At 38.1% G+C, this 23,485-nt stretch carries 21 protein-coding genes; 7 read left to right on the top strand and 14 right to left on the bottom strand.

Annotated elements, in window-relative coordinates; translation table 11 throughout:
- Positions 1-209: 209 nt before the first annotated feature.
- The 11 genes from panB to rpoZ form a co-directional block, all read right to left on the bottom strand.
- Positions 210-1,025, bottom strand: a complete 816-nt coding sequence (gene panB, locus ACFILW_RS00715; protein ID WP_375645767.1) for a 3-methyl-2-oxobutanoate hydroxymethyltransferase — start codon at positions 1,023-1,025, stop codon at positions 210-212.
- Positions 1,022-1,882 carry a pantoate--beta-alanine ligase gene (panC, locus tag ACFILW_RS00710; RefSeq protein WP_375684922.1) on the bottom strand — a complete coding sequence of 287 codons (861 nt, stop codon included), beginning with the start codon at positions 1,880-1,882 and terminating at the stop codon, positions 1,022-1,024. Before panC ends, panB begins: the two co-directional genes overlap by 4 nt.
- Before the next feature lie 28 nt (positions 1,883-1,910).
- Positions 1,911-2,657 (bottom strand): DNA repair protein RecO, encoded by a 747-nt coding sequence (recO, locus tag ACFILW_RS00705; RefSeq protein ID WP_375622213.1) that lies wholly within the window; start codon positions 2,655-2,657, stop codon positions 1,911-1,913.
- Positions 2,658-2,683: 26 nt separating this feature from the next.
- Positions 2,684-3,589, bottom strand: coding sequence for a GTPase Era (era, locus tag ACFILW_RS00700; protein WP_375645763.1), 906 nt, complete (start codon positions 3,587-3,589; stop codon positions 2,684-2,686).
- On the bottom strand, positions 3,582-4,289 hold the full coding sequence (gene rnc, locus ACFILW_RS00695) for a ribonuclease III (RefSeq protein ID WP_375622215.1): 708 nt from the start codon (positions 4,287-4,289) through the stop codon (positions 3,582-3,584). The genes era and rnc overlap by 8 nt, the downstream gene beginning before the upstream one ends.
- Positions 4,270-5,073, bottom strand: coding sequence for a signal peptidase I (gene lepB / locus ACFILW_RS00690; protein ID WP_375622216.1), 804 nt, complete (start codon positions 5,071-5,073; stop codon positions 4,270-4,272). Before lepB ends, rnc begins: the two co-directional genes overlap by 20 nt.
- 81 nt (positions 5,074-5,154) lie before the next feature.
- On the bottom strand, positions 5,155-5,556 hold the full coding sequence (gene acpS / locus ACFILW_RS00685; protein WP_375684921.1) for a holo-ACP synthase: 402 nt from the start codon (positions 5,554-5,556) through the stop codon (positions 5,155-5,157).
- A 62-nt stretch (positions 5,557-5,618) separates the two neighbouring features.
- Positions 5,619-6,191: a DUF2062 domain-containing protein gene (locus ACFILW_RS00680; protein ID WP_375622218.1), complete on the bottom strand. Its 573-nt coding sequence runs from the start codon at positions 6,189-6,191 to the stop codon at positions 5,619-5,621.
- 94 nt (positions 6,192-6,285) lie between these two features.
- Complete coding sequence (pyrE, locus tag ACFILW_RS00675; RefSeq protein WP_375684942.1) at positions 6,286-6,864, bottom strand: orotate phosphoribosyltransferase; 579 nt, start codon at positions 6,862-6,864, stop codon at positions 6,286-6,288.
- Between the two features lie 16 nt (positions 6,865-6,880).
- The gene (locus ACFILW_RS00670; RefSeq protein WP_375622219.1) at positions 6,881-9,106 is read right to left on the bottom strand and encodes a RelA/SpoT family protein; all 2,226 of its coding nucleotides are present in this window, start codon (positions 9,104-9,106) and stop codon (positions 6,881-6,883) included.
- Between the two features lie 128 nt (positions 9,107-9,234).
- Complete coding sequence (gene rpoZ, locus ACFILW_RS00665) at positions 9,235-9,633, bottom strand: DNA-directed RNA polymerase subunit omega (RefSeq protein WP_273791104.1); 399 nt, start codon at positions 9,631-9,633, stop codon at positions 9,235-9,237.
- Between the two features lie 568 nt (positions 9,634-10,201).
- On the opposite strand from rpoZ, the gene ACFILW_RS00660 reads away from it, so the two are divergent.
- Complete coding sequence (locus ACFILW_RS00660) at positions 10,202-10,870, top strand: uracil-DNA glycosylase (protein WP_375622333.1); 669 nt, start codon at positions 10,202-10,204, stop codon at positions 10,868-10,870.
- Positions 10,871-10,918: 48 nt separating this feature from the next.
- Here ACFILW_RS00660 and smpB read toward each other — a convergent pair whose 3' ends face one another.
- Both smpB and dapA read right to left on the bottom strand, forming a co-directional pair.
- Positions 10,919-11,395, bottom strand: a complete 477-nt coding sequence (gene smpB, locus ACFILW_RS00655) for an SsrA-binding protein SmpB (RefSeq protein WP_375622220.1) — start codon at positions 11,393-11,395, stop codon at positions 10,919-10,921.
- Positions 11,396-11,413: 18 nt separating this feature from the next.
- On the bottom strand, positions 11,414-12,298 hold the full coding sequence (gene dapA, locus ACFILW_RS00650) for a 4-hydroxy-tetrahydrodipicolinate synthase (RefSeq protein WP_375622221.1): 885 nt from the start codon (positions 12,296-12,298) through the stop codon (positions 11,414-11,416).
- A gap of 250 nt (positions 12,299-12,548) precedes the next feature.
- Between dapA and ACFILW_RS00645 the strand changes: the two genes are divergently transcribed.
- On the top strand, positions 12,549-14,639 hold the full coding sequence (locus tag ACFILW_RS00645) for a lytic transglycosylase domain-containing protein (RefSeq protein ID WP_375684920.1): 2,091 nt from the start codon (positions 12,549-12,551) through the stop codon (positions 14,637-14,639).
- Between the two features lie 1,031 nt (positions 14,640-15,670).
- Here ACFILW_RS00645 and ACFILW_RS00640 read toward each other — a convergent pair.
- Positions 15,671-16,441: a cell envelope integrity protein TolA gene (locus ACFILW_RS00640; RefSeq protein ID WP_375684941.1), complete on the bottom strand. Its 771-nt coding sequence runs from the start codon at positions 16,439-16,441 to the stop codon at positions 15,671-15,673.
- A gap of 245 nt (positions 16,442-16,686) precedes the next feature.
- Here ACFILW_RS00640 and ACFILW_RS00635 point away from each other — a divergent pair, with 245 nt between their 5' ends.
- The 5 genes from ACFILW_RS00635 (at position 16,687) to ACFILW_RS00615 (ending at position 23,002) form a co-directional block, all read left to right on the top strand.
- Positions 16,687-18,867 (top strand): TonB-dependent hemoglobin/transferrin/lactoferrin family receptor, encoded by a 2,181-nt coding sequence (locus ACFILW_RS00635; RefSeq protein WP_375622223.1) that lies wholly within the window; start codon positions 16,687-16,689, stop codon positions 18,865-18,867.
- 270 nt (positions 18,868-19,137) lie between these two features.
- On the top strand, positions 19,138-20,181 hold the full coding sequence (locus ACFILW_RS00630) for a hemin-degrading factor (RefSeq protein ID WP_375622224.1): 1,044 nt from the start codon (positions 19,138-19,140) through the stop codon (positions 20,179-20,181).
- 18 nt (positions 20,182-20,199) lie between these two features.
- Complete coding sequence (locus tag ACFILW_RS00625; protein WP_375622225.1) at positions 20,200-21,102, top strand: hemin ABC transporter substrate-binding protein; 903 nt, start codon at positions 20,200-20,202, stop codon at positions 21,100-21,102.
- Between the two features lie 5 nt (positions 21,103-21,107).
- Positions 21,108-22,205, top strand: a complete 1,098-nt coding sequence (locus ACFILW_RS00620) for a FecCD family ABC transporter permease (RefSeq protein ID WP_375622226.1) — start codon at positions 21,108-21,110, stop codon at positions 22,203-22,205.
- On the top strand, positions 22,202-23,002 hold the full coding sequence (locus tag ACFILW_RS00615) for a heme ABC transporter ATP-binding protein (RefSeq protein ID WP_375622227.1): 801 nt from the start codon (positions 22,202-22,204) through the stop codon (positions 23,000-23,002). Before ACFILW_RS00620 ends, ACFILW_RS00615 begins: the two co-directional genes overlap by 4 nt.
- The last annotated feature ends 483 nt before the right edge of the window (positions 23,003-23,485 follow it).

Below are 23,485 nucleotides of genomic sequence, written 5' to 3'. Positions count from 1 at the left end.
TGTAACTTACAAAAATATTATCGATCCCAAAGATTTACTACAACATACTCTCAGCGGAAACCTCAAAAAATATGTATTTATGCGCTCATAACGTATAAAAGTAATGAAAAAAACAGCATTCAAATTACATACAAAAATATATGAAATTATGCACGTTTATTATCAAAACATCATATTTTCTTTTCAAATTTTTCATCTTAAACTGAAATTTATTTTAGTTTATAAACCTCATTATCTGCTGGGAAAGCACGAGATGTAACATCCTCTGCATAATTCTTGATTGCAGTTTCCATGGCTTGTTCAAGGTCTCCATAACGACGTACAAATTTTGGTACATGGGCACCATAACCTAACATATCTTCCATAACCAATACTTGCCCATCACATTGATTGGACGCCCCTATACCGATCGTAGGGATAGAAAGCTTATCTGTCAGTTTCACCGCTAAAGGTTCAACCATTGCTTCTAAAACAACAGCAAAAGCACCTGCCTCTTCAATCGCTGCTCCATCTGCTTCAATTCTTTGCCAATCACTCTCCTTGCGTCCTTGTGTTTTGAAACCACCAAAACGATTCATTGCTTGGGGTGTGAGACCGATATGCCCCATCACTGGAATGCCACGTTTACACAAAAAATCTATTGTTTGGGCTATATAAACGCCCCCTTCAAGCTTAACTGCACCACACCCCGTTTGTGCAAGAATGCGCGATGCATTTAAAAAAGCTTGCTCTGGACTTTCCTCATAAGACCCAAAAGGCATATCAATAACAACAAGAGCTTTTTGAGACCCTCGCACCACAGCTTTCCCGTGTGAAATCATCATATCTAAATTAACAGGAAGCGTTGTCTCAAACCCATACACAACCATCCCAACGCTATCACCAACCAAAAGGATATCGCAATATGGATCAGCAATCCGCGCAGTATAAGCTTGATAAGCTGTTAAAGAAACAATTGGCTGTTGTCCCTTTCTTGCACGTATTTCGGAAGATGTTATACGCTTTACGGTTTTATGTACACTCATTTTCCACCCTTCTCTTGCAATATATATTGATCAATCAGCCTTACTTCACCAAAGCGGACAGTAAGGAGTAAAACCGCCGGTTTATTCAATGTTCCTTTAACCACGCATAAAGTTTTCATATCCCGTAAATCTATCGCTTCAATGATTGCACGCGTTTCTTGTTGTAAAATATCACGAACAGTTTTGCATAATTTATCAACCGACCGTTCACCTTCATGATAAAGCTTTTCAGCAGCTTTTCCACTTTCAGGAATAATTTTGGCAGCTTTACGATCTTCTAATGTTAAAAGCTGATTGCGTGAAGAACACGCTACACCATCTGACTCCCGTAGAATAGGAACTCCAACGATTTCAATAGGAAAAGCCAAATCTTCAACCATACGCCGAATAATTAAAATTTGTTGAAAATCCTTTTCCCCAAAAAAAGCCTTATCTGGTTGGACAATGTTAAAAAGTTTAGCAACAACGCTTGTTACACCACAAAAATGCCCCGGACGTAATTTTCCCATCAAAATACGTGATAATTTTTTCACTTGTACAATTGTATCATTCCCCAGTGGCCACATTTCATCTACAGAAGGAGCAAAAACACATTCAACACCTGCTTCTTTTAACAAAGCACAATCGCCCTTCAAATCTCTTGGATATTGAGAAAAATCTTCATGAGGTCCAAATTGCTTTGGATTGACAAAAATAGAAACCACTACGCGATCACACATTGCTCTTGCATACTGTACTAATGCAAGATGGCCATCATGCAATGCCCCCATTGTTGGAACAAAACCAATCGAAAAACCTAAACGTCGTTCCTCTGAAGTATATCGGCGAACTTCAGCAATTGTCTTTAAAATTTTCATTTTTCCATTCTATTCAATTATCATCAGATCAACCAATTAATGCCTGTACACCAAATTGGCGCTCAAACAATTGTATCATATTCATGCGCACTGACGGCTGCTTTATATCTCGTGGCTCCCAGACATGACGCATAAGAAAAAAACCTGTTAGTATAAAACCATTGATTATGTCACTAAAATCAGCAGGACGAGTCATTCTTTGTACAAGAAACTGTGGTAGAATGAGAAGCTTTTTTTTCCAAGGTTCTCCTGCTTCTTCACAGACAGCCCGACCAGATTTTGGTGATACGTAATGAAGCCTTTCCTGACGACCTGTTGCAGCACAACAAGATAAATCAAGACCAAAACCAAGTTCTTCAAGAAGCCGCATTTCAAAACGTACCAGCAATTCCGCATTTACAAATGGTTCATCAAAGTTCTGCATAAAAAGGTGTAAAATATCATATAAAATGGGGTGGGGATCACGCTCGGGAAGAAGCCGTAAATGAAAAGCTATCAATTGCAAAGCATAAAGTGCTTCTGGTAGACAGATTAATCGTGCCGCATGTAAATCAAGAGCTTCAAGCCGAAAAAGTCCCAAATGTTCATCTAAACGCGCCCACCATTCAGCCTCCACAAAATTTCCAGGTTGAAGAAGAGCTGCCATGCGACGCGAGCGGCCCCCTTTTACCACTCCCATATAACGACCATGTTCACGTGTCATAATCTCAAGAATAACACTTGTTTCACCATATTGGCGTGTACCAAGAATAACGGCTTGTTCTTTCCACTTCATTTTACTTTAATTATTTTTTAAAAATCTTATTTTAAAAAATCCAATCCCATTTCACGATAACGTTCTGGATCGGTATCCCAATTATCGCGCACTTTCACAAAGAGAAAAAGATGCACCTTTTGATCCATAATTTCCATGAGTTCTTTACGTGCTGCTTGTCCAATCGCTTTAATTGTACCGCCTTTTGCTCCTAAAACAATTTTTTTCTGACTCTCACGCTCGACATAAATAACTTGATTAATTTTAACGGAACCATCTGAACGCTCTTCCCAGTTTTCTGTTTCAACCGTTGAGGAATAAGGAAGTTCATCATGAAGACGAAGAAAAAGTTTTTCACGCGTAATTTCAGCAGCAAGATGACGCATGGGCATATCAGAAATTTGATCTTCCGGATAATACCATGGCCCCTCCTGCATCATATTACTCAACGCATGAAGTAAATCCTTGCAACCAGAACCGTTTAGAGCAGAAATCATAAATGTTTGCGCAAACTTTACACGTTCATTTATTTTAGTGGTTAACGCTAGAAGAGATGATTTAACAACTGTATCAACCTTATTAAGAACAAGAACTTTTTCTTGTTTCAGATTGTTTACAATATCTAACATCATATCAACTTCATCCGAAAGACCATTTTGAGCGTCGATTAAAACGAGTAGAACATCAGCGCTCTTAGCCCCTCCCCAAGCAGCAGAGACCATGGCTCGTTCTAAGCGCTTATGGGGACGAAAAACACCCGGTGTATCGACCAACACAATTTGCACATCATCATGAATGACAATACCGCGGATTAAAGTGCGGGTTGTTTGTACCTTATGCGTTACAATTGAAACCTTTGTTCCAACCAATTGATTAACCAGTGTCGATTTACCGGCATTAGGCATCCCAATAAGCACAACAAACCCAGAACGCGTTTTCATAACGTCACTCATGATCATTTTTTCCCACTGTTTTCCATACACCCTCTCGTCGCAAAATTTTTTCAGCTGCCATTCTTTCGGCATATCTTTTGGAGCTTCCCTGCCCAATCTCTGAAGCAAACCCAGAAATACTGACCTCTACCATAAAAACAGGATCGTGATCTGGACCTGAACGTTTGATAACCTGATAATGTGGTTGTGCATTGCCTTGGATATGTGCCCATTCCTGTAATTCTGTCTTGGCATCACGTCGACCAGCATCCATTTTCTTTGCCCGACTTTGCCAATATTTTTGAATAAAAGGGCGAACGCTTTCCAAGCCTCCATCGAGATATATTACGGCAATCAAAGCTTCCACGACATCTGCATGCATATTGATGAGTCGACGCCCCTCAAAACTTTTCATCTCAAACCCGACATGGATCATATCAGGCAGCCTCATTTCGCGCGCAATATCAGCACATGTCTGCGCATTGACCAGATGATTCAAACGGACTGATAATTCACCTTCACTTGCCTGAGGAAAAAGTTGATACAGCATCTCTGCAATCAAAAGCCCTAAAACCCGATCACCTAGAAACTCTAATCGTTCATAATTCCCCTGTTCCGAATCTTGTACACTTGAATGTGTTAATGCCCTTTTTAATCTCTCTTCATCTTTAAAACGATGCCCTGTCAGCTTGAAAAGCTGATCAATCATGAGACGTTTCATCGTTGTTTCCTTGCTTGATAAGCGGCAAATCATGAACCGTATTTATGAAAGAAAACAAACGCTTCCAACGCACATCAAATGGCCAGCGCCAAATCTGCCAAGCACTTGAACCATTACTGATAGAAAAGAAAATCACGCTCGCGCGACCAATAAGATTTTCTTCTGGAACATAGCCTACATCTAAACGACTATCATCTGAATTGTCGCGGTTATCTCCCATCATAAAGTAATGTCCTTGAGGAACTTCAAAGACTTCTGTATCATCAACTTTTGGGATGAAAGCTAAATCAAGTGTATCATAACTAACACCGTTAGGCATTGTCTCGCGATAAACCTCAACAGGATAGTTAACCTCTGTTATATCAGAATTATCAATCTCCCCTATAAAGTGACGTGAAACAGCCTCATCATTAATATAAAGGACACTTTGACGGACTTGTATACGATCACCTGGTAACCCAACAACGCGTTTTATATAATCAATCTTCGGATTACTTGGTAAGCGAAAAACGACCACATCTCCACGTTGAGGTTGAGATGCCCAAATACGTCCAGAAAAAAGGGGAGGAGAAAAGGGAAGGGAAAAATGAGAATACCCATATGCATACTTAGAAACAAACAGATAATCCCCCACAAGCAAAGTCGGACGCATTGAACCGGAAGGAATACTAAACGGCTGGAAAAAAAGTGTCCGAATAAACGCTGCTAAAAGCAGAGCCTGTATTAAAACAGAAATAAATTCACGAATCCCACCTTTTTTATGCACTTTATCTTTTTCGATCATCACCAACTGCCTTCTCATCACCAGATATAACTTTTTTTCATCATAATATTCAAATAACAAAAGCACAATCTCTCACACCGTCTATCCACGTGGAAGTGCTTCAATAATAATAAATGCCTGTGCCCAAGGAAAATCATCTGTTATACTAAGATGAATAACTGCCTCATGATGAGGAGGTAATAATTTTTGAAGTTGCACTTGCGCACGATTTGTTAATTGCATTGTTGGTTTACCAGATGGCAAATTAACTACCCCCATGTCTTTCCAATTGATACCACAAGCGATTCCTGTTCCTAAGGCTTTAGCACATGCTTCTTTAGCAGCAAATCTTTTTGCATAGGAAGAGGAGCTTTTTTTGAGATTTTCAGATCTATTTTTTTCAATATCCGTAAAAATACGTTGGATAAAACGCTCACCATAACGAACCAACATTTTCTCAATACGTCGTATATCAACCAGATCATTTCCAAGACCAACAACCATAAGATATTACCCGATCTTTCTTAAATTTATTTCTGTTTTAATACAGGCGATGAATGCTTCTTTTAACGCCTTTTTTTTATAATCTTTTGATATCGCTTTTGTTTAAAACGAACCGTTGCTCTGTAAACACCTATATAAGATAAACCACCAAAAATAATACCTAAAAGAGTTCCACCTAAAATCATAGGACTCATAATTGTGTCCCATGCGCCTTTAAAGAGGAGAGAGAGATTTGACAATGTCAGACCATTAAATAGAGCACGAATTTGCGAAAGAGAAATCTCTTTGACATCGCTAAAAAGTGATAAACAAAAATACCCTACTTTATAATCAGCCATGATAATCAATAAAAATGTGAGTGGATTAGAAAAAATCGTCCCAATGATTGCGGCAGCAAAGTTTGCACGCAAAAGCCAAGAAAAAAATATTGCCAAAATAATATGCAGCCCAAAGAAAGGGGAACAAGCTAAAAAAATGCCAACAGCAACCCCTAATGCTACTTCATGCGGTGTTGCTGATATACGCAAAATACGTTTATATATGTAGCAAAATGAGCGAGAAAATGAACGACGTGGCCATAACCAAAGTCGAATACGCGTTACAAAATCTATTGGTTCTCGACGACGAAAAAGCATATGACTCTCAATATACATCTTTTGATAATGAAATAACCTATATTATCCAAATTAATCTTTTTAAGCTTTTGCACAAAAAAAAATAGAACAACAATTAAATATTTCGACTACCTGGCTTAATCGCTGGAAGAACAGAAAGCTCTGCAGGAAGAGCATCACTAGCATAAGAGGTTATCTCGTATTCAGCAAGCGCAATCAATGGAACTCCAACATTGACCTTACCACCAGAACGATCAAGAATACATGCACTGGCCAATACCTCTGCTCCTGCTGCAACAAGCGCTTCAACAGTCTCACGAATGGAAAGACCCGTTGTCACAATATCTTCAACAATAACAACCCGTGCACCCTTCTTGATTTCAAAACGACGCAATTCAAAGATGCCATTTACACGCTCTACCCAAAGAGAAGGAACACCAAGGTGACGTGAAGTTTCATAGGAAGGAATAAGACCGCCAATTGCGGGACCAACAACATAATCAATTTTTCCATCGATAGATGTTTTGATTTTTTCAGCCAATCCACGACATAACTTTTCCGTCAAGTCAGCATGCATGAATACTTTCGCTTTTTGCATATAAATCGCACTATGGCGCCCCGATGTTAAAATAAAATGCCCTTCTAGAATGGCATCTGCTTGTTTAAAAATATCAATGACATCTTGTGTATTCATTGCAAAATCTTTCTTTTTATCCATGAACCCGCCGTACTGTACTGACTGAACCTGCCTCTTTTAACTGAGAAAAAATACGATTCAAATGTTTTAAATCCCACACTTCCAAATCAATCATAATTTCTGTAAAATCTGGTGCTGTACGGATAAAAGATAAATTTTGGATATTGGCATCGTTAGCAGAAATTATTTGTGTAATTTCAGCCAAAGAACCAGGACTATTTACAACCAAAATATTCATCCGTGCAGGAAAACGTTCATTCATTTGGGCATCAATATCCCAGCGGACATCAATCCATCGTTCTGGCTGATCATCATACGCCATCAAAGCTGAAGACTGTATTGGATAAATAACGATCCCTGCTCCTGGCTGCATAATACCAACAATCCGATCTCCAGGTACTGCTCCTTCCGGTGAAAAACGTACGGGTATATCTCCACGGGTTCCTCTAATAGGCAAGGCTTTAGATTGATGATTCTCGACCATTGCATTCTTTTCATTTTCTGGAACTTTAAAAATCATACCTTGAGCATTTTCAATATTAAACCAACCTTCTTCCCCAGGCTTAAAAGAGGACTTTTGTACTACACGGTGATCTTGATAATCAGGATAAACCGCTTTAATCACATCAGCGGAAAACAGCTCTCCACGCCCAACAGCAGCCAATACATCCTCGACATCTTTACGTGCTAAACGTGGCAAAACTTTCTTCAAAAGGTCTTTTGAAAATTGCTTTCCCATATATTCAAATGAACGCTCGAGAATACGATATCCTAAGCCCGAATATTGTTTACGTACCGCTGCACGACTTGCTCGTCGAATAGCTGAACGTGCTTTACCTGTGACAACAAGAAATTCCCATGCTGCTGGCGGAATTTGAGCGTGTGAGCGAATAATATCAACCTCATCACCATTTTTTAATTTGGTCATTAAAGGCATAATACGACCATTGATTTTTACACCCACACAAGAATCACCAATGTCTGTATGGACGGCATAAGCAAAATCAATAGGCGTAGCTCCTTTAGGAAAAGCAATTAATCGACCTTTCGGCGTAAAACAAAAAACTTGGTCCTGAAAAAGCTCAAGTTTTGTATGTTCTAAAAACTCTTCTGGATTATCTCCATCAGACAAAGATTGTATCGTTTGACGCAACCATGCATAAGCATTCGTTTCACTTGATAACTTCAAAGTCGAATAATTGGAACCGTGCTCTTTATATATGGAATGAGCAGCAACCCCATATTCAGCAACTTCATCCATAGCAGCCGTTCTAATTTGCAACTCAACACGTTGTCTTGAAGGACCCACGATTGTTGTATGAATAGAACGATAATCATTTTGCTTTGGTATAGAGATATAATCTTTAAAACGACCAGGAACCATTGGCCATGTCGTATGAATGACACCAAGAGCACGATAACAATCATTCACGGACTCAACAATCACACGAAATCCAAAAATATCCGATAATTGTTCAAAAGAGAGTGCTTTACTTTCCATTTTGCGAAAGACTGAATAAGATTTTTTCTGACGACTTTTAACATCTGCTTTAATGCCATTTTCGAAAAAAAGTTTTGTCAATTCATTTTCAATTGTGGAAAGCAAATCACGGTTGTGTTTCAATAATTCAGAAAGTCGATTGGTAATCGTACGATAACCTTCTGGATTTAAATAAAAGAAAGAGAGATCCTCTAATTCCTCACGCATATCCTGCATACCCATACGGCCTGCAAGTGGCGCATAGATATCCATCGTCTCCTCAGCAATTCGCCGACGTTTATCATCACGCATAACACCAAGGGTACGCATATTATGAAGACGGTCAGCGAGTTTGACTAAAAGAACACGAACATCATCAGAAATAGCAATAAGAAGTTTACGAAGATTTTCTGCCTGTACAGCTTTCTTTGATACAAGATCAAGCTTATTAAGCTTTGTAAGCCCTTCAACCAACTTCCCAATTTCAGAACCAAAAAGCTGATCAATTTCTGCTCGTGTAGCGCTTGTATCTTCAATTGTATCATGCAAAAGAGCAACAGCAATCGTTGCCTCGTCCAACCGCATATCTGTTAAAATAGCAGCAACTTCTAAAGGATGAGAAAAATAAAGATCACCTGACGCACGCTTTTGATGTGCATGCTTTCTCATTGCATAATCATAGGCCCTATTTAAAAGAGCCTCATCTACGTCAGACTTGTAACGTTGAACACGTCCAACAAGCTCACACTGACGCATCATACGAGCATATCCTTTATCTTTTCACACCTCTAATCTTCATTGAACATGTCCTATCAATAAAAGACAAGAAAAATAATTGCTCCTTACATGACAAGGTATTTTTACTCCTGTAACATAAATTGCTGCAATTAATAATCGTCACTTTTTTCTGGAACAACCAAACCTTCAATACCAGCTAAAAGCTCTTCTTCTGACATATGATCAAATGAAGTACCTTCTTCTTGCGATGACGTATTAAAAACACTTTCAGCTTCACCTGAATGGGTAATAAATTCACTTGCCATTTCTGGCTCATCTACTTCCACATGCTTTTGCAGCGAATGAATAAGATCTTCCTTTAAATCAGCAGGCGACAATGTTTCTTCTGCTATTTCACGCAAAGCAACAACTGGATTTTTATCATTATCACGATCAACCGTAATCTGCGCTCCTTGTGAAATCTGACGCGCCCGATGACCTGCTAAAAGTACCAATTCAAAGCGGTTGTCAACTTTATCAATACAATCTTCTACCGTTACGCGGGCCATTTATGCCTCTTTCTCAAATAAAAAAATTTAATAGCGAATAAAGGAGTATATACAATAATCAAAATAAAACACAAGAAAAACAACACAAGCTTTTATATTTTTTGATTAAAGAACTTATTTAAGAAAATTCTTGGAAAATTTATAAAATGTATAACCTATTCATGTTTGTTATCAAAACTTCTTTTAAAAGCATTCCAATAGATTGACTTCAAACAAAGGTCGGTCTTTCTTGACAAAATACTTGTCTGGAGTCCTTATCCTTTTAAAAGGAATACCAGCTGTTTAAAATCCTTTGCAATAACGGCAGCCTTATGCATACTTTTATGATAATATCTTTGTCTAAAGAGAGAACTTTTTTCTTTGAACATCATGTGTATTGCACTCTTATTCATCGAATAAATTACTGAAAGACTACCTCTCTTTACACAATAATGAGCAATAAGTTTATATTAAACTTTCTTCTAAAAAAGTTTATTTATATTCACTATAGATTGTTTATCAAAACATAGCCCATCATATACGCTATAAAAGACTCAAAAAAATAGAAAATCGATTGATGCCTAACACCATGAATAGCCAATTAACATCACTTTGCCCAGAACCACCCCAAAATTGCAATTTATGCCCTAGGCTTCATCAATTTATCGCTGACTGGCGTGTAAAAGAACCAAGTTGGTATAACGCACCGGTGCGTCCATTCTTTCCTTATAAAGGGCCAGACACAACACGCCTTCTTATTGTTGGGCTTGCTCCTGGATTACGCGGAGCAAATCGAACTGGACGTCCATTTACTGGTGATTATGCTGGGCACTTACTTTATTCAACTTTAAAAAAGTTTGGTTTTGCCAAAGGAACATTTGAAGAAAGAGCAGACGATACTCTTGAACTTATTGATGCAGCAATTGTTAACTCTGTTCGTTGTGTTCCACCAGAAAATAAACCCACCGGTGCAGAAATTAACACATGCCGTTATTTCTTCTCACCTCTTTTAACAAATCTTCCCAAACTTAAAGCCGTTATCACCTTAGGCACCATTGCGCACCATTCTACGATACGTGCCCTTAATGCAAAAGTTTTAGCTCATCCTTTTGGACATGGTGAAATCAATAATATTGGCAGATTACGCATCTTTTCAAGTTATCACTGTTCTCGTTATAATACAAATACTGGACGTTTGACAGACGCCATGTTTCATCAAATCTTTCAAGCAGCAAAAACATACTTAGATCAATGCTAAAACTGTTTTAAACAGCGCTATGAATAAAGAATATCTAGATCGCACCCATCAGCCATACCTTTTTAAAAGTCTTGCTTTTTCACGTCCCCAATCGCGTTTTTTTTCTGTTTCGCGCTTATCATGAAGCTTTTTCCCTCGCGCTAGAGCGATCTCCAACTTAACGCGCCCTCGTTCATTAAAATAAAGTTTAAGAGGAACAAGTGTCATTCCTTCACGAGACGTTGCATTAAAAAAACGTGCCATCTCACGTTTTGAAAGTAATAATTTGCGCAAACGTCGTGGTTCATGATTAAAACGATTAGCCTGCGTATATTCAGGAATATAGCTGTTTACTAACCATAATTCCCCATTTTCAAAACTCGCATAGCTTTCAGCAATATTGGCGTGATTGGAACGTAAAGACTTTACTTCCGCTCCCTGAAGAACAAGACCCGCCTCAAGATTATCGAGAATTTCAAAATTAAAACGTGCTTTACGATTGTCAGCAATTATTTTCCGTACGGGCGCGTTCTTTTTTTTATTCATGGCTTTGTCAATATCATTTTACGCTTTTAAAAGACCAGCATGACTGAGGGCTGCATCAATAATCTTTTTTGTTCTTTCTGTTAATGGAACAATAGGAGAACGCACAGTATCACCACAAAACCCTAATTTTGCAGCAGCATATTTAATACCTGCTGGACTAGGTTCAATAAACACAGCACGATTAAGAGGCATCAAGCGATCATTTAATTCTCGTGCTGTTTTATAATCACCACGAAAACAAGCGGCTTGAAGCTCTGCACAAAGCTTTGGAGCAACATTAGAGGAAACTGAAATACACCCAACACCTCCATGTGCATTAAAACCTAACGCCGTACAATCATCACCGGAAAGCTGCACAAAATCTTTTCCACACTTTTCACCTTGTTCACTAACGCGCTCAATTCTGCTCGTTGCATCCTTAACACCAATGATATTGTTAAAATCTTGATAAAGGTCTTTCATCGTTTCTACAGCCATATCGATAATAGAACGACCAGGAATATTATAAATTATAATTGGAATAGAAACAGCTTTGGCAATGGAAGAAAAATGCTTGTATAAACCAGATTGATTTGGTCTATTATAATAGGGAGTGACAACCAAAACTGCATCTGCACCAGCTTTTTGCGCGTATTGTGCAAGCTCTACAGCCTCGCTTGTGCTATTTGATCCCGCTCCAGCAACAACAGGAACACGCTTTGCAACCTGCTCAACACACAATTCTATAATCCGCTTATGTTCTTCATGACTTAACGTTGCTGATTCACCTGTTGTCCCAACAGGGCTTACACCGTTAATCCCTTGTGTGATCTGCCATTCAACAAAATCACAAAACGCCTTCTCATCAATTGCGCCCTTGTTATCAAACGGTGTGATAAGCGCAGTTATAGCTCCCTTGAGCATGATAAACTCCCTATAATATTTGCTTTTATTTTTTTATAATCGCCTTTTATAAATTTTAAATAGAGCATAATCTTGCTCTATCATTGAAGCAAGATGAATTTCAAAAAAAGCCCTCATAAGATGAAAATGTCCCTCCTTAAATGTTGAACATTTCTTCAAAACAAGCCGTCTGTATTAACGCGTTTTTCACGCTTGTGTTCTATAAATCCTTAAGTTTTTACAAAAAGCAAGGTCTCAAGGTCTTTTCTCTATGCGTGTATTTTCCACCTCTCTTTTCGTATCAACCTTTACTGCACTTATACTGGCAGTAAGAATTTTATTTTCAAGTGCATATGCACAAACACCCCTTTTGCAAGGAAAAGCGCCAATCCCTTTGGTTCGCCCTACTCCCTTTACCGCAAAAGAAGCTCAAGAATCTCTTCAACAGATACACACGACATCACACAATACTGCTACACTTCAGCAACTAAAAGCTGGGCTAGATGCACTAGCAAACAACAATATTGCAAAAACAATAAATCTTCGAAATTCAATGGAAACACATAGCCTTGATCGTCATATTTTGACATGGGCGCTGGGGGTATCAAACCAAGCGAATATACCAAGTTCTGAAATATTTAATGCAATCAACATGCTAAAAGGATGGCCAGGTATAGAAACGATGCAACGCAATGCTGAACGTGCTTTTCTTAATGAAACCAACGTCACACGCGCAATCATCCAAAAATTTTCTCATCACCCGCCCCAAACAGCACAAGGGATGGCTCTCTTCGCTAAAGCACTTATCGCAACGGGACAAACCACTCGTGCTCAACACGTTATTGCGCCATGGTGGCATAAAACACAGCTTAATGCAAAAGAAGAAGTATTTGTTCTTAAAAATGCAAGCGCTGCATTAAAACCTATTGATCATTTGAAACGCATGCAGTTTATGCTGTATGCACATCGTTTTGATTCAGCAGCACGCGTTGCAAAATTAGCCCATGCTCAATCTCTTTTTAATGCTTTTGTGGCCGTTGAAAAAAATGATCCTAGAGCTACACAAAAATTAAAAGCGGTAGAGAGATTATGGCAAAAAGATCCTCTTTTTCAGTTTGCTCGAATACGCCATCTTCGACGAACAGAGCAATATGATGCAGCCGCTGCACTCATGATGAAAACATCAAAAGATGCATTCCGCCTTATGAACCCTCATTCATTGTGGAAAGAACAACGCGCCCTTTCTCGTGAAATGCTCGATTTAAACAAACCAAAAATTGCTTATCAACTCGTTGCAATGCACACTGGTATAACATCTGCATTAGCCGTCGATGCTGAGTTTCATGCAGGATGGTATGCACTACGGTTTCTTCATAACCCTAAATTGGCAATGCAGCATTTTTCACGTATTCCTCAACTCTCTTCTTTACCTTTTTATGCATCACGTGGATATTACTGGATGGGACGAACAGCAGAAACGCTAGAAGAACATAAAAATGCCCAGCAATACTTTCATCGCGCAGCTCATTTTGGTGCAACTTACTATGGTCAATTAGCCGCTGCACGACTTAACCAAAAAAAGCTTAAAATTTTCTTTCCCAAACCAACAACCGCTGAGCGACAACATTTTAGTGCACGAAAAGCGATCAAAGCAATTCAACGTCTTGAAGCAGCCGGCTATGCTGATTTTGCTAAAATTTTTTATAGAGAGCTCGGAAAAAAAATAGAAAGCCCAGGTGAATTAGCTCTTCTGGCTGTTATGGCAGAAAAAAATGGAGACTATTATACCAGCCTCAAAATTGGAAAAATGGCTGCTTTTCAAGGGAAAAACGTCGGGGCACTTTCTCATCCTCTGGGAGCTATACCAGCTTCTGCTCATATTTCTGTAGAAGAAAAATCGCTTATCTATGCCATTGCACGCCAAGAAAGCGAATTTAATCCAACAGCCATATCAAAAGCAGGTGCACAAGGTATACTCCAATTGCTGCCTACAACAGCAAAAGCACTGGCAAAAAAATACTCAATCGCATGGTCTCCTCAAAAATTTAGCAGTGATGCTCATTATAATGCAACATTAGGTGCCCATTTTCTCAATGAACAATTAGAACGTTTTAATGGATCCTATATACTAACCCTTATTGGCTATAATGCGGGTCCCCGTCGAGTCAATGAATGGATAAAACGTTATGGCGATCCTCGAGGACAACCTCTCGATAACGTCATTGATTGGATTGAGCGTATTCCTTATACAGAAACACGTAATTACGTGATGCGTGTCATGGAAAATTATGGTGTCTACAAAGCAAGACTCACTGGGAAAATAGATATAAAAACCGACCTGCTTTCTGGTCACCCCAAATAATATGCCTTAACTTCCCAAATAGCATTTGAAATGCGTTCACAAGAAGTGTTTTTATTCCTTTTTAAATAGTACCCACATACCAACCTTCTTATGATGTATAAGCAAGTAATTTTAATTGATTCAGTATCAATAAATTCAAAATAAGAAAACCCTGCGCTATTCGGGTCTTTTATTCTAAATACAAAATGATGAATTATCATTATAAATCAACATGTCATACAAATAGTTCATTTCTTCTCAACATAAACGACAATATCATAGAGATTACAAATATAAGAGAAGAGTGAAACAAATAGCTCATCCTTTTACTGTTGCTTATTAGTCAATATTCAAATCTTGTGAAACAGCATATTTTCAAACTATTTTTTTCTGCTTATAACATTTCTATACCAAATAGAGCGTAGGTTGTTATATATATCGTTTGGATTATCTCTGATAACAGAAAGACAGACTCATTGGGTTAGAAAGCCTTAAAGACAAACAATTTTCTTCTGCCCCTTCCCTTTCATTCGGTTTTACGACTTTCAAATATGTCAATATCTTTTAATGATGAAGATGAAGCTTTGCTTTTTGTTTTTCTCATTTTTACATATAAGCTCACATCCTTCACACAAAAACAGAGCATCCCAAAATAGTATGTTTTTCTTATTGATATTCTTGTTTTATTTTAATGTTTCTAAGTCTATTTCACAACAGTGTATCTGAAAAGTACTTACGAAAATCCTCTCACGAACGGTATAAAAATCGATTAAACACGATTAACCTTTACTTAATAAAAGCTATAGCTCTATCATCCCATAACTCCCAATGTTGCAACAACCCTTTCATTTAGAGCATTCATAAGAAGTATATTCGCTGCTTTTTAGAAGTTTTTATCCATGCTCCCCCTCAACTTATATCATAAGTAAGCGAATGGTTTTGATTAATTCAACGTCAAAAAAATTAGAACAAACTATATTTTAACTTTCATTAAAATTATAAACAATCATTATAAATCAATATATTATAAGAAAAGCGCCCCGCATAAAAAATCAGCTAAATATTAGGGATACTCTGATTGTTTTATTCACTTTTGATGGTGGCGGTGGTGGAAAAGAACCAATGCGTTGAAGTGCCGCCATCGCTAATCGATCAAGTTCTGGATCACCAGCAGAGACTGCTACACGACTAGAAAAAATACTCCCCTGCTCATGTACCATAAATTCTAACTTCACCGTTCCTTTTGTACGACTGGTACGCTGTCCCACAATATAATTTTTTTGCCTTTCTAATTGTGACTGTACCTTTGCTAACCACTCCATTAACAATATATCTTCAGCCCCTGCTGTACCGCTACCCTTATTGGTGGAAGAAGAACGTACTGCCTTTGCATTGAAGCGCTTTACTACAGCCTTTGGCATCGGTATTGTTTTTTTGATAAACGCTTTATGTTCCACTTTTTGAAGAAAGGCTTCTTCCAAAGGCTTTAAGTCATCTTGTTCTACCATATGCTGTGGTTCTTCCGGTTGAACTTCAGCCACGGATTCCAATTCCTCTGACTCCTTCTCTAGGAGATCAGACTGTAATACTTCTGGCTCTGTATTAATATCCGACTCTGTATGAATATCTGGCAAGTCTGTATCAACATCCGAATGTACAGTTTCTTGCACAAAAGTTAGCATAATCTCCGACGAAAGTAAGTCATTACTTACACCAGTACTTTGAAAATAAAACTGCGCTCCCAATAATATATGCAAAAAGAAAGCTCCAACAAATGCACCAATCCAAAGAGTTAATAATTGCTTCGTATTTGCAAAATTCATCGTTTCTTCTGCCACTATTTTAAGCTTAATATTGGTGTTCAATCTCATTAAAACAGGCTATTTTGAAATTGCAACTTTTTTCTTGACTGATTTTGTCATGTTTAATATGGTTTCCTAGTGATTTTGTGTTATTGGCAAAATCATTTTTGCTTGGCTGGCAAGTTTTAATCAGCGGGTCCAGCCTTTTTGTTATAAAATAAAATTTCAAAACAGAGAGGGGATGTTTAAAAAGGTTGTGATGTGTTATGCAAATAAGACGAAAAAATATCTATAAAAGCTGTGTGATTTTAAGTGCATTATCGGTCTGTATACCTTCATTTGTTTTTGCACGAAATAAAGATGGAGGTGCTATCACTGAACTTAAACCAATTGTTATTGAAGAGAAAAAAATAGGGACGGCCTTGGATTCGGTCAGTGTTCTGACAGATCGGAAAACCGCGAAGGATATTCGTGAAAAACAAATAACTGATGCCTATGATATTAGTCGTCTTTATCCAACTGTGGGCTATAACCCAGGAAATAACAGTTTTGTCATTCGTGGTTTAGAAGCAAACCGTGTTCTCACAACAATGGATGGTATTGTTCTTCCATGGTTCAATGATATATTGCGTGAGAACAGTGGTAACACAATGTTTGACTTTAGTGCACTTTCCACACTCGATGTTATTCAGGGATCGGATTCTAGTTTTTATGGATCTGGTGCACTAGGAGGAGTTGTTGCGTTGCGTACCCTTGATCCTGAAGATCTTATCACAGAAGGAAAAAATTGGGGTGGTCTGATAAGAGGTGGTTATCATTCTGTCGATAATAGTTGGCACGTAGATCAAGCTGTTGCAATGCGTGCTCAACAAACGTTTTTGCTTTTCCAAGGGTCTTATGCTGACGGTCATGAGCGCAAAAATATGGGAACCCTAGAAGGCTATGAAGAACGCACACGTAAAAACCCTGCTCATTTTGATCAAAATAATTTGCTCTTTAAAATTCACCAATACCTTGATGACAATCACCGCCTTGGTTTTACAGCAGAGCGTTTTGGTCACAATATTGATACACATTCATTGAATGCTTCTAAAAGATATTATGCCCCTAGTTCTGTTTATAATAAGGACGAAAAACTCCGTGAACGCCTTTCTCTTTCTTATGACTATAACGGCAATGAAGATGCATTTTTTGATGCATTTCGTGGGCAGATTTATTGGCAAAGACAGTCAAGTCATGATATTATGACTGCAGTTCGTGTTAAGGCCCCCACAGGGGATTTTTTGAGAGATAATTTTTTGCGTAATACCAATTATGGTGTCAACGCTGACGCTCTCAAAAAAGTTCATATTGGTACTGTAGATCATACGTTAAAGCTTGCGGCCAATGTCTTGTCATCTAAATTGCATCATTATTTGTTAGGGAAAGATAATTGTCACTTGGCGGAAAATGCACGGGGGTGCCTCTTTGTACCCGCTAATCGGTCAGATTCACCAGATACAAATGGCTATAATTTGGGTTTTGTTTTCGAAGATGAAATTGGCTTTGCTGATAACCATTTCCGTATAACACCTGGAATTCGTTATGATTGGTATGCGTATGTCCCTCAAAAAACGTCCTCTTATAAGAAAGCTCTGATTTCTGACAAATTTCCTCCAGAACGAAATGGGTCACGTTTTTCCCCCAAATTACGTGTAGAGTGGGATGTTCATGATCAAATAACACTTTATGCTCAATGGGCACAAGCTTTTCGGGCACCACGTGTTGCAGAACTTTACGTCTCTTATATAAAACCCCCTGCTTATTACTCGAAGGGCAACCCTGATCTTAAAGCAGAAACAAGCAATGGGTATGATGTTGGTATAAAGTATGGAAATGTAAATTTTGGTGGTTCCTTCAATGCCTTTTTCAATCAATATAAGAACTTCATAGATACTGAGGATAGAGGGCCATCAGAAGAATTTAAATTTGCGCGTCGGCATTACATGAATCGTTTTCACGTGCAAATTTTTGGTGTTGAGACAAAAGCCCATTTAGTTCTTAAAAATGGTTTTCATAGCAATGTTGCTCTTGCTTATTCACAAGGAAAAGATCTTGATAAAAAGGAGTATCTTAACTCAATTCCTCCTTTGAAAGCAGTTATCGGATTAGGATATGCAAAAGAGGTTTGGGGAAGCGATATTATCCTTACTTTGGCAGCCAAACGTGATAAAGTAGCCGGAGAATCTGATTACCAAAAAATTCCAGGATATCATGTCGTTGATATGACAGGGTGGTGGAAACCACTCGGTGAAACGGGACCTATTTTAAGAGCTGGTGTTTATAATCTTTTCAATACAAAATATTGGAATGTATCTGAACTTCCTTCAGGTAAAAGTTCAACACCAAAAGATTATTATAGCCAACCTGGTCGTAACTTTAAGGTGTCGTTTGTACAAAAATTTTAGTTACTTTTGTTAACCATTAGATCAATTAAAAAGGTTATGTCGATAAAAAATAAATTATTGCGTTTCTGTTCTTCTTGTTTTTTAAACAACATATTTTGAGGTCTACGCTTTAACTTTTGTAATTTATCGGTTTTTATTGTTCTATTGTTGATAAAACAAGGGCTTATTTGGTAGTAGGTTGAACCATTAGTTGATAGTGGTTCAACTTACTGTCTTTGAGTTGAAAAATTAAACACTTAACCCTCAAACAGGTAGCATAAGGATAAGCCCATGTCATACACAGCCGAAACGATTATTCGCTTGCGTGAAGAAAAAAAAGAGATGCGTAACCGCGATTTCGCGGATTCTATTGGTATATCCGAAGCAGAACTCATCGCGGCTTATTGTACAATCGGAAAAGCAAAAAAATTACACGCTGATGTCGCTACTTTCTTGGAAAATGCTCCTAAACTTGGCACAATTATGGCATTGACACGGAATAATAATGCTGTCCATGAAATAACAGGATGTTTTGAGAAGATTGTTCAAAGCCAGCACATCCCGATAACACTCGGTGAAATTGACTTGCGTATTTTTTCAAAACAATGGAAGTTTGGTTTCGAACATGATGTGATTATTCTTGGAACACCTATGAAAAGTTTGCAATTCTTTGATCAATATGGCATTGCCATTTTCAAACTCTATTCTAAAGACGCAACTAATATGGAAGAATGGGCTGCACTTGTTGAAAAGTTGCTTCATGACGATCAATCACCTGTACTTGATATTTCTCCCGTTCCTACTCCAGTACAATGTGATACGACAAAGCTGGATGTTGAAAAGTTCCAAAATCGTTGGCGACAGATGACTGATGTGCATCAACTTCATGAGATTATTTCTGAACTGAAAATTAATCGACATGATGCTGTAAAACATGCCGGAAATGAGTTTGCCGATGAGTTAAAAATAGAAGCTGTTGAAATGATGCTCAAACAAGTTGCACAAGAAGAGTTACCAATTATGTGTTTTGTTGGTAATAAAGGATGTATCCAAATTTTCACTGGGCAAGTGAAGAACATTAAGCAAATGGGACCTTGGCTTAATGTTCTCGATCAGAAATTTCACCTCCATTTACTCGTTTCTGGGATCAATAAAGTATGGCGTGTTCGCAAGCCTACGACTGATGGGTATGTCAGCTCACTTGAAGTTTTCGATAAAGATGATGAGATGGTTATTCAATTCTTTGGCGTGCGCAAGGAAGGTCAAAAAGAACGTGAAGATTGGCGCTCTTTATTGAATCGTTTGCCATCGTGCCAAGAAAACAGCAGTAACTAAGATAGGGTAAGGTTGAACATGTTCAGATCTCTTTTACATAGGTTATCAAACCTTTTTCTTATGTGTTTATTTCTCTCTCTTACTTGTTTTTCTAAACAAGTAATTGCTGAACCTGCAACGCGTTTTCCTGAAAATGCTCGAATTGTTTCTATCGGCGGAGCACTTACAGAAATTGTCTATGCATTGGGAGCCCAAGATCAACTTGTCGCCCGTGATAGTACGAGCGTCTACCCACAAGAAGCACTCAAACTTCCTGTGCTTGGATATATGCGTGCTCTTTCACCTGAGGGGGTTTTATCACTTGCTCCAGAGGGCATATTACTTGTTGAAGGAAGCGGTCCTGCTTCAACAATTGATATTCTCAAAAAAACATCAATACCTCTGGTGATCATACCAGAAAACTACTCTCGTGAAAATGTGATAGAAAAGATTCGCCTCGTTGGCCAAGCTATTCAGCGGGAAGTGCAAGCCGCTGCGTTGATTGAGAAATTGAAGCGTGATTTTTTAGACAACGATGCGCTTTTGGCGAAAGTAACAAGACCAAAGCGTGTTCTTTTTGTTTTCTCTGTGCAAAATGGACGTGTCATGGCATCTGGAACAGGTACTGCAGCTGATAGTATGATCAAACTTTCAGGCGCTATCAATGCTATCACCGATTATAAAGGATATAAACTTCTCAACGGCGAAGCGTTATTGAAATCAGATCCCGATGTTATCTTACTTGTAAAACATGGTGCAAAATCAACCAGCATTGATAAGATTTTAGCCATACCGGCAGTTCAAGCAACAACTGCAGCGAAAAATCATGCCATAAAACAGATGGATGCTATGTATTTTTTGGGATTTGGTCCACGCACTGCAGACGCATCAAGAGAGCTTATTGAGATACTTTATGGTGCACATCAAAACGGTAAGAGCTGATAAAAATGGTAAACGGTACATCTAGGATGCATTTACCTAAAGAAAAAGAAGGTAAAAAAATAAACCGTTCAAAGCAGGGGAAGATTTTATTATTAGGCTTAATAATATTCCTTATTTTCAGTATTTTTGGTGGGCTCTTGAATGGTGCAGCAAAGGTTTCTTTCGTTGATCTCCTCCATATGATGCTTACACAAGATTTTTCGGTAAGTAGTAAAACTCGTGATTACCTCGTGCTCATCGACATAAGGCTTCCCCGTGTTATCTTGGGATTATTGATTGGAGCAGCTTTAGCTGTCTCCGGTGTTCTTATGCAAGGGCTTTTTCGTAATCCTCTTGCTGATCCCGGAATTGTAGGTGTGTCAGCAGGTGCTGGACTTGGAGCAGTCTTAGCAATTGTTGTCGGTATTGCTTTTCCTGTTTCATTTGCACCTTTTCTAGAGCCTTATAAAGTTATCATAGGTGCTTTTTTTGGTGGACTTTTATCAACGATTATTCTCTATATAATAGCAACCCATAATAGCTTTACCTCTATTGCAACCATGTTGCTTGCGGGTATTGCTCTTGGTGCATTAAGCAGTGCAGTTGTCGGAACATTGATTTTTGTCGCAAATGACCAACAACTGCGTGATATCACTTTTTGGAGTCTGGGCTCTCTTGCAGGCGCTACGTGGTTGAAAGTATGGCTCGTTCTCCCTTTTATCGTTATTGGTCTTCTTTTCTCTCCCTTTTTATCACGAGCACTTAATGCCCTTGCTCTTGGAGAAGCTGTTGCTGGCCATATTGGTTTCCATATTCAACGCGTCAAAAATATTGCTATTCCCCTTGTTGCTCTTATGTGTGGTAGTGCTGTTGCTGTTAGTGGTGGTATTGGTTTTATTGGTATCATTGTTCCTCATATTTTACGTCAGCTCATTGGTCCTGATCATCGCTATCTCATTCCTTGCTCTGCTCTCTTGGGAGCAGCATTACTTATTTTTGCTGATATGTTTGCGCGCTTAATTGTTGCCCCCGCAGAATTGCCGATTGGGATTGTAACAGCACTTTTTGGTGCACCTTTCTTTCTATGGATCCTTATATGCAAACGAGGAACAGACTTTTCATGATTGAAGCAACAAATATTTGTGTTCAGCGCGGAAAAAAGCAGATTCTTAAACACATTAATCTTCAAGCTAAAAGTGGTGCTTTTACCATTATTATTGGTCCTAATGGATCAGGAAAAAGTACTTTTATCAAAGCTTTGAGTGGTGAAATTCCTTACAGTGGAAAAATAACCTTAAATGGTTATAATGTATGCCAAACAAAAACTCATGAAATGGCAAAAATGCGCGCTGTACTACCACAATCAACAACGCTCGTATTTCCATTCTTAGTCCATGAAGTTGTAGAGCTTGGCCTTTCTGTAAACCAATTTAGCATTGCCAAAGCCGAATTGCAAAATCTTATCCAGAAAGCTTTAGAGTGCGTTGACCTTTCTGATTATGGCAACATGTATTATCACCAATTATCAGGCGGAGAACAAGCTAGAGTGCAACTTGCCCGTGTACTTTGCCAAGTCTGGAAACCTGTTCATAATGGGATTCCTCGCTGGATGATATTAGATGAACCTATTGCTAGCCTCGATATTCAACATCAAATCATCGTTATGGATATTGCTAAACAATTTGCCCATTCTGGTGGCGGCGTTCTTGCTGTTCTTCATGACCTCAATCTCGCGGCACATTATGCAGATAACATGATCTTGCTCAAGGAAGGTGAGATTTATTGCGAAGGAAATGCAACTAATGTTTTGACAACACAAAATCTCCGCGATGTTTATCATTGTTCTTTAAACGTTTCTGAATTACCTAAAGAAGATATCCCTTTTATACTCCCTCAAACGGCATCCTCCTATGAGAATTAGATCTCTAAGCTATCGGCTTCAATCTAAAAACTAAAGTCCATAGCAAAATAAAACATGCAAATATTCAAGAATCTTTTTTATTTTTATATGAACTCCTTTTTGTCATCTATCATTAAAAAAGAAGACCAAGCACCCTAAAGATATTTTGGGAAAAAATACCAGTTTAAAATCTTTTAAGATTTTACGTAACTAAAAACATGTGAAATTTTATTTGCTATCAAACTGTTAGATTATACAAATTTATACAACATAAACATGCGTTTTCCCACTCTTTCTATCACTTTTATCTTTATAAAAATGATTCAAGAAATGCGTATAAATGCCTTTGTTATAATAACGGAGTGTATTATTTATATCTTCTAAGGACCATATAGAAATCAAGTACCTTTCTCCCCTCCATAAAAGATTTATTTGTAGCTTTAAAGGTAATGTTTTCTTTATAATACATATACTTTAGCTTTTTTTTATAAATAAATATTGATT

It is taken from the genome of Bartonella sp. TT110JLCBS (genome assembly GCF_042193405.1).
In the GTDB taxonomy this organism is placed as follows: domain Bacteria; phylum Pseudomonadota; class Alphaproteobacteria; order Rhizobiales; family Rhizobiaceae; genus Bartonella.
This window is presented reverse-complemented; position numbering and strand designations above follow the sequence as displayed.

What these genes read in the sequence shown, in the direction of transcription:
- panB (WP_375645767.1), bottom strand. Translation starts at nt 1,025, where the DNA reads ATGAGTGTACATAAAACCGTAAAGCGTATAACATCTTCCGAAATACGT.
- panC (WP_375684922.1), bottom strand. Translation starts at nt 1,882, where the DNA reads ATGAAAATTTTAAAGACAATTGCTGAAGTTCGCCGATATACTTCAGAG.
- recO (WP_375622213.1), bottom strand. Translation starts at nt 2,657, where the DNA reads ATGAAGTGGAAAGAACAAGCCGTTATTCTTGGTACACGCCAATATGGT.
- era (WP_375645763.1), bottom strand. Translation starts at nt 3,589, where the DNA reads ATGAGTGACGTTATGAAAACGCGTTCTGGGTTTGTTGTGCTTATTGGG.
- rnc (WP_375622215.1), bottom strand. Translation starts at nt 4,289, where the DNA reads ATGAAACGTCTCATGATTGATCAGCTTTTCAAGCTGACAGGGCATCGT.
- lepB (WP_375622216.1), bottom strand. Translation starts at nt 5,073, where the DNA reads ATGATCGAAAAAGATAAAGTGCATAAAAAAGGTGGGATTCGTGAATTT.
- acpS (WP_375684921.1), bottom strand. Translation starts at nt 5,556, where the DNA reads ATGGTTGTTGGTCTTGGAAATGATCTGGTTGATATACGACGTATTGAG.
- ACFILW_RS00680 (WP_375622218.1), bottom strand. Translation starts at nt 6,191, where the DNA reads ATGCTTTTTCGTCGTCGAGAACCAATAGATTTTGTAACGCGTATTCGA.
- pyrE (WP_375684942.1), bottom strand. Translation starts at nt 6,864, where the DNA reads ATGAATACACAAGATGTCATTGATATTTTTAAACAAGCAGATGCCATT.
- ACFILW_RS00670 (WP_375622219.1), bottom strand. Translation starts at nt 9,106, where the DNA reads ATGATGCGTCAGTGTGAGCTTGTTGGACGTGTTCAACGTTACAAGTCT.
- rpoZ (WP_273791104.1), bottom strand. Translation starts at nt 9,633, where the DNA reads ATGGCCCGCGTAACGGTAGAAGATTGTATTGATAAAGTTGACAACCGC.
- ACFILW_RS00660 (WP_375622333.1), top strand. Translation starts at nt 10,202, where the DNA reads ATGAATAGCCAATTAACATCACTTTGCCCAGAACCACCCCAAAATTGC.
- smpB (WP_375622220.1), bottom strand. Translation starts at nt 11,395, where the DNA reads ATGAATAAAAAAAAGAACGCGCCCGTACGGAAAATAATTGCTGACAAT.
- dapA (WP_375622221.1), bottom strand. Translation starts at nt 12,298, where the DNA reads ATGCTCAAGGGAGCTATAACTGCGCTTATCACACCGTTTGATAACAAG.
- ACFILW_RS00645 (WP_375684920.1), top strand. Translation starts at nt 12,549, where the DNA reads ATGCGTGTATTTTCCACCTCTCTTTTCGTATCAACCTTTACTGCACTT.
- ACFILW_RS00640 (WP_375684941.1), bottom strand. Translation starts at nt 16,441, where the DNA reads ATGAATTTTGCAAATACGAAGCAATTATTAACTCTTTGGATTGGTGCA.
- ACFILW_RS00635 (WP_375622223.1), top strand. Translation starts at nt 16,687, where the DNA reads ATGCAAATAAGACGAAAAAATATCTATAAAAGCTGTGTGATTTTAAGT.
- ACFILW_RS00630 (WP_375622224.1), top strand. Translation starts at nt 19,138, where the DNA reads ATGTCATACACAGCCGAAACGATTATTCGCTTGCGTGAAGAAAAAAAA.
- ACFILW_RS00625 (WP_375622225.1), top strand. Translation starts at nt 20,200, where the DNA reads ATGTTCAGATCTCTTTTACATAGGTTATCAAACCTTTTTCTTATGTGT.
- ACFILW_RS00620 (WP_375622226.1), top strand. Translation starts at nt 21,108, where the DNA reads ATGGTAAACGGTACATCTAGGATGCATTTACCTAAAGAAAAAGAAGGT.
- ACFILW_RS00615 (WP_375622227.1), top strand. Translation starts at nt 22,202, where the DNA reads ATGATTGAAGCAACAAATATTTGTGTTCAGCGCGGAAAAAAGCAGATT.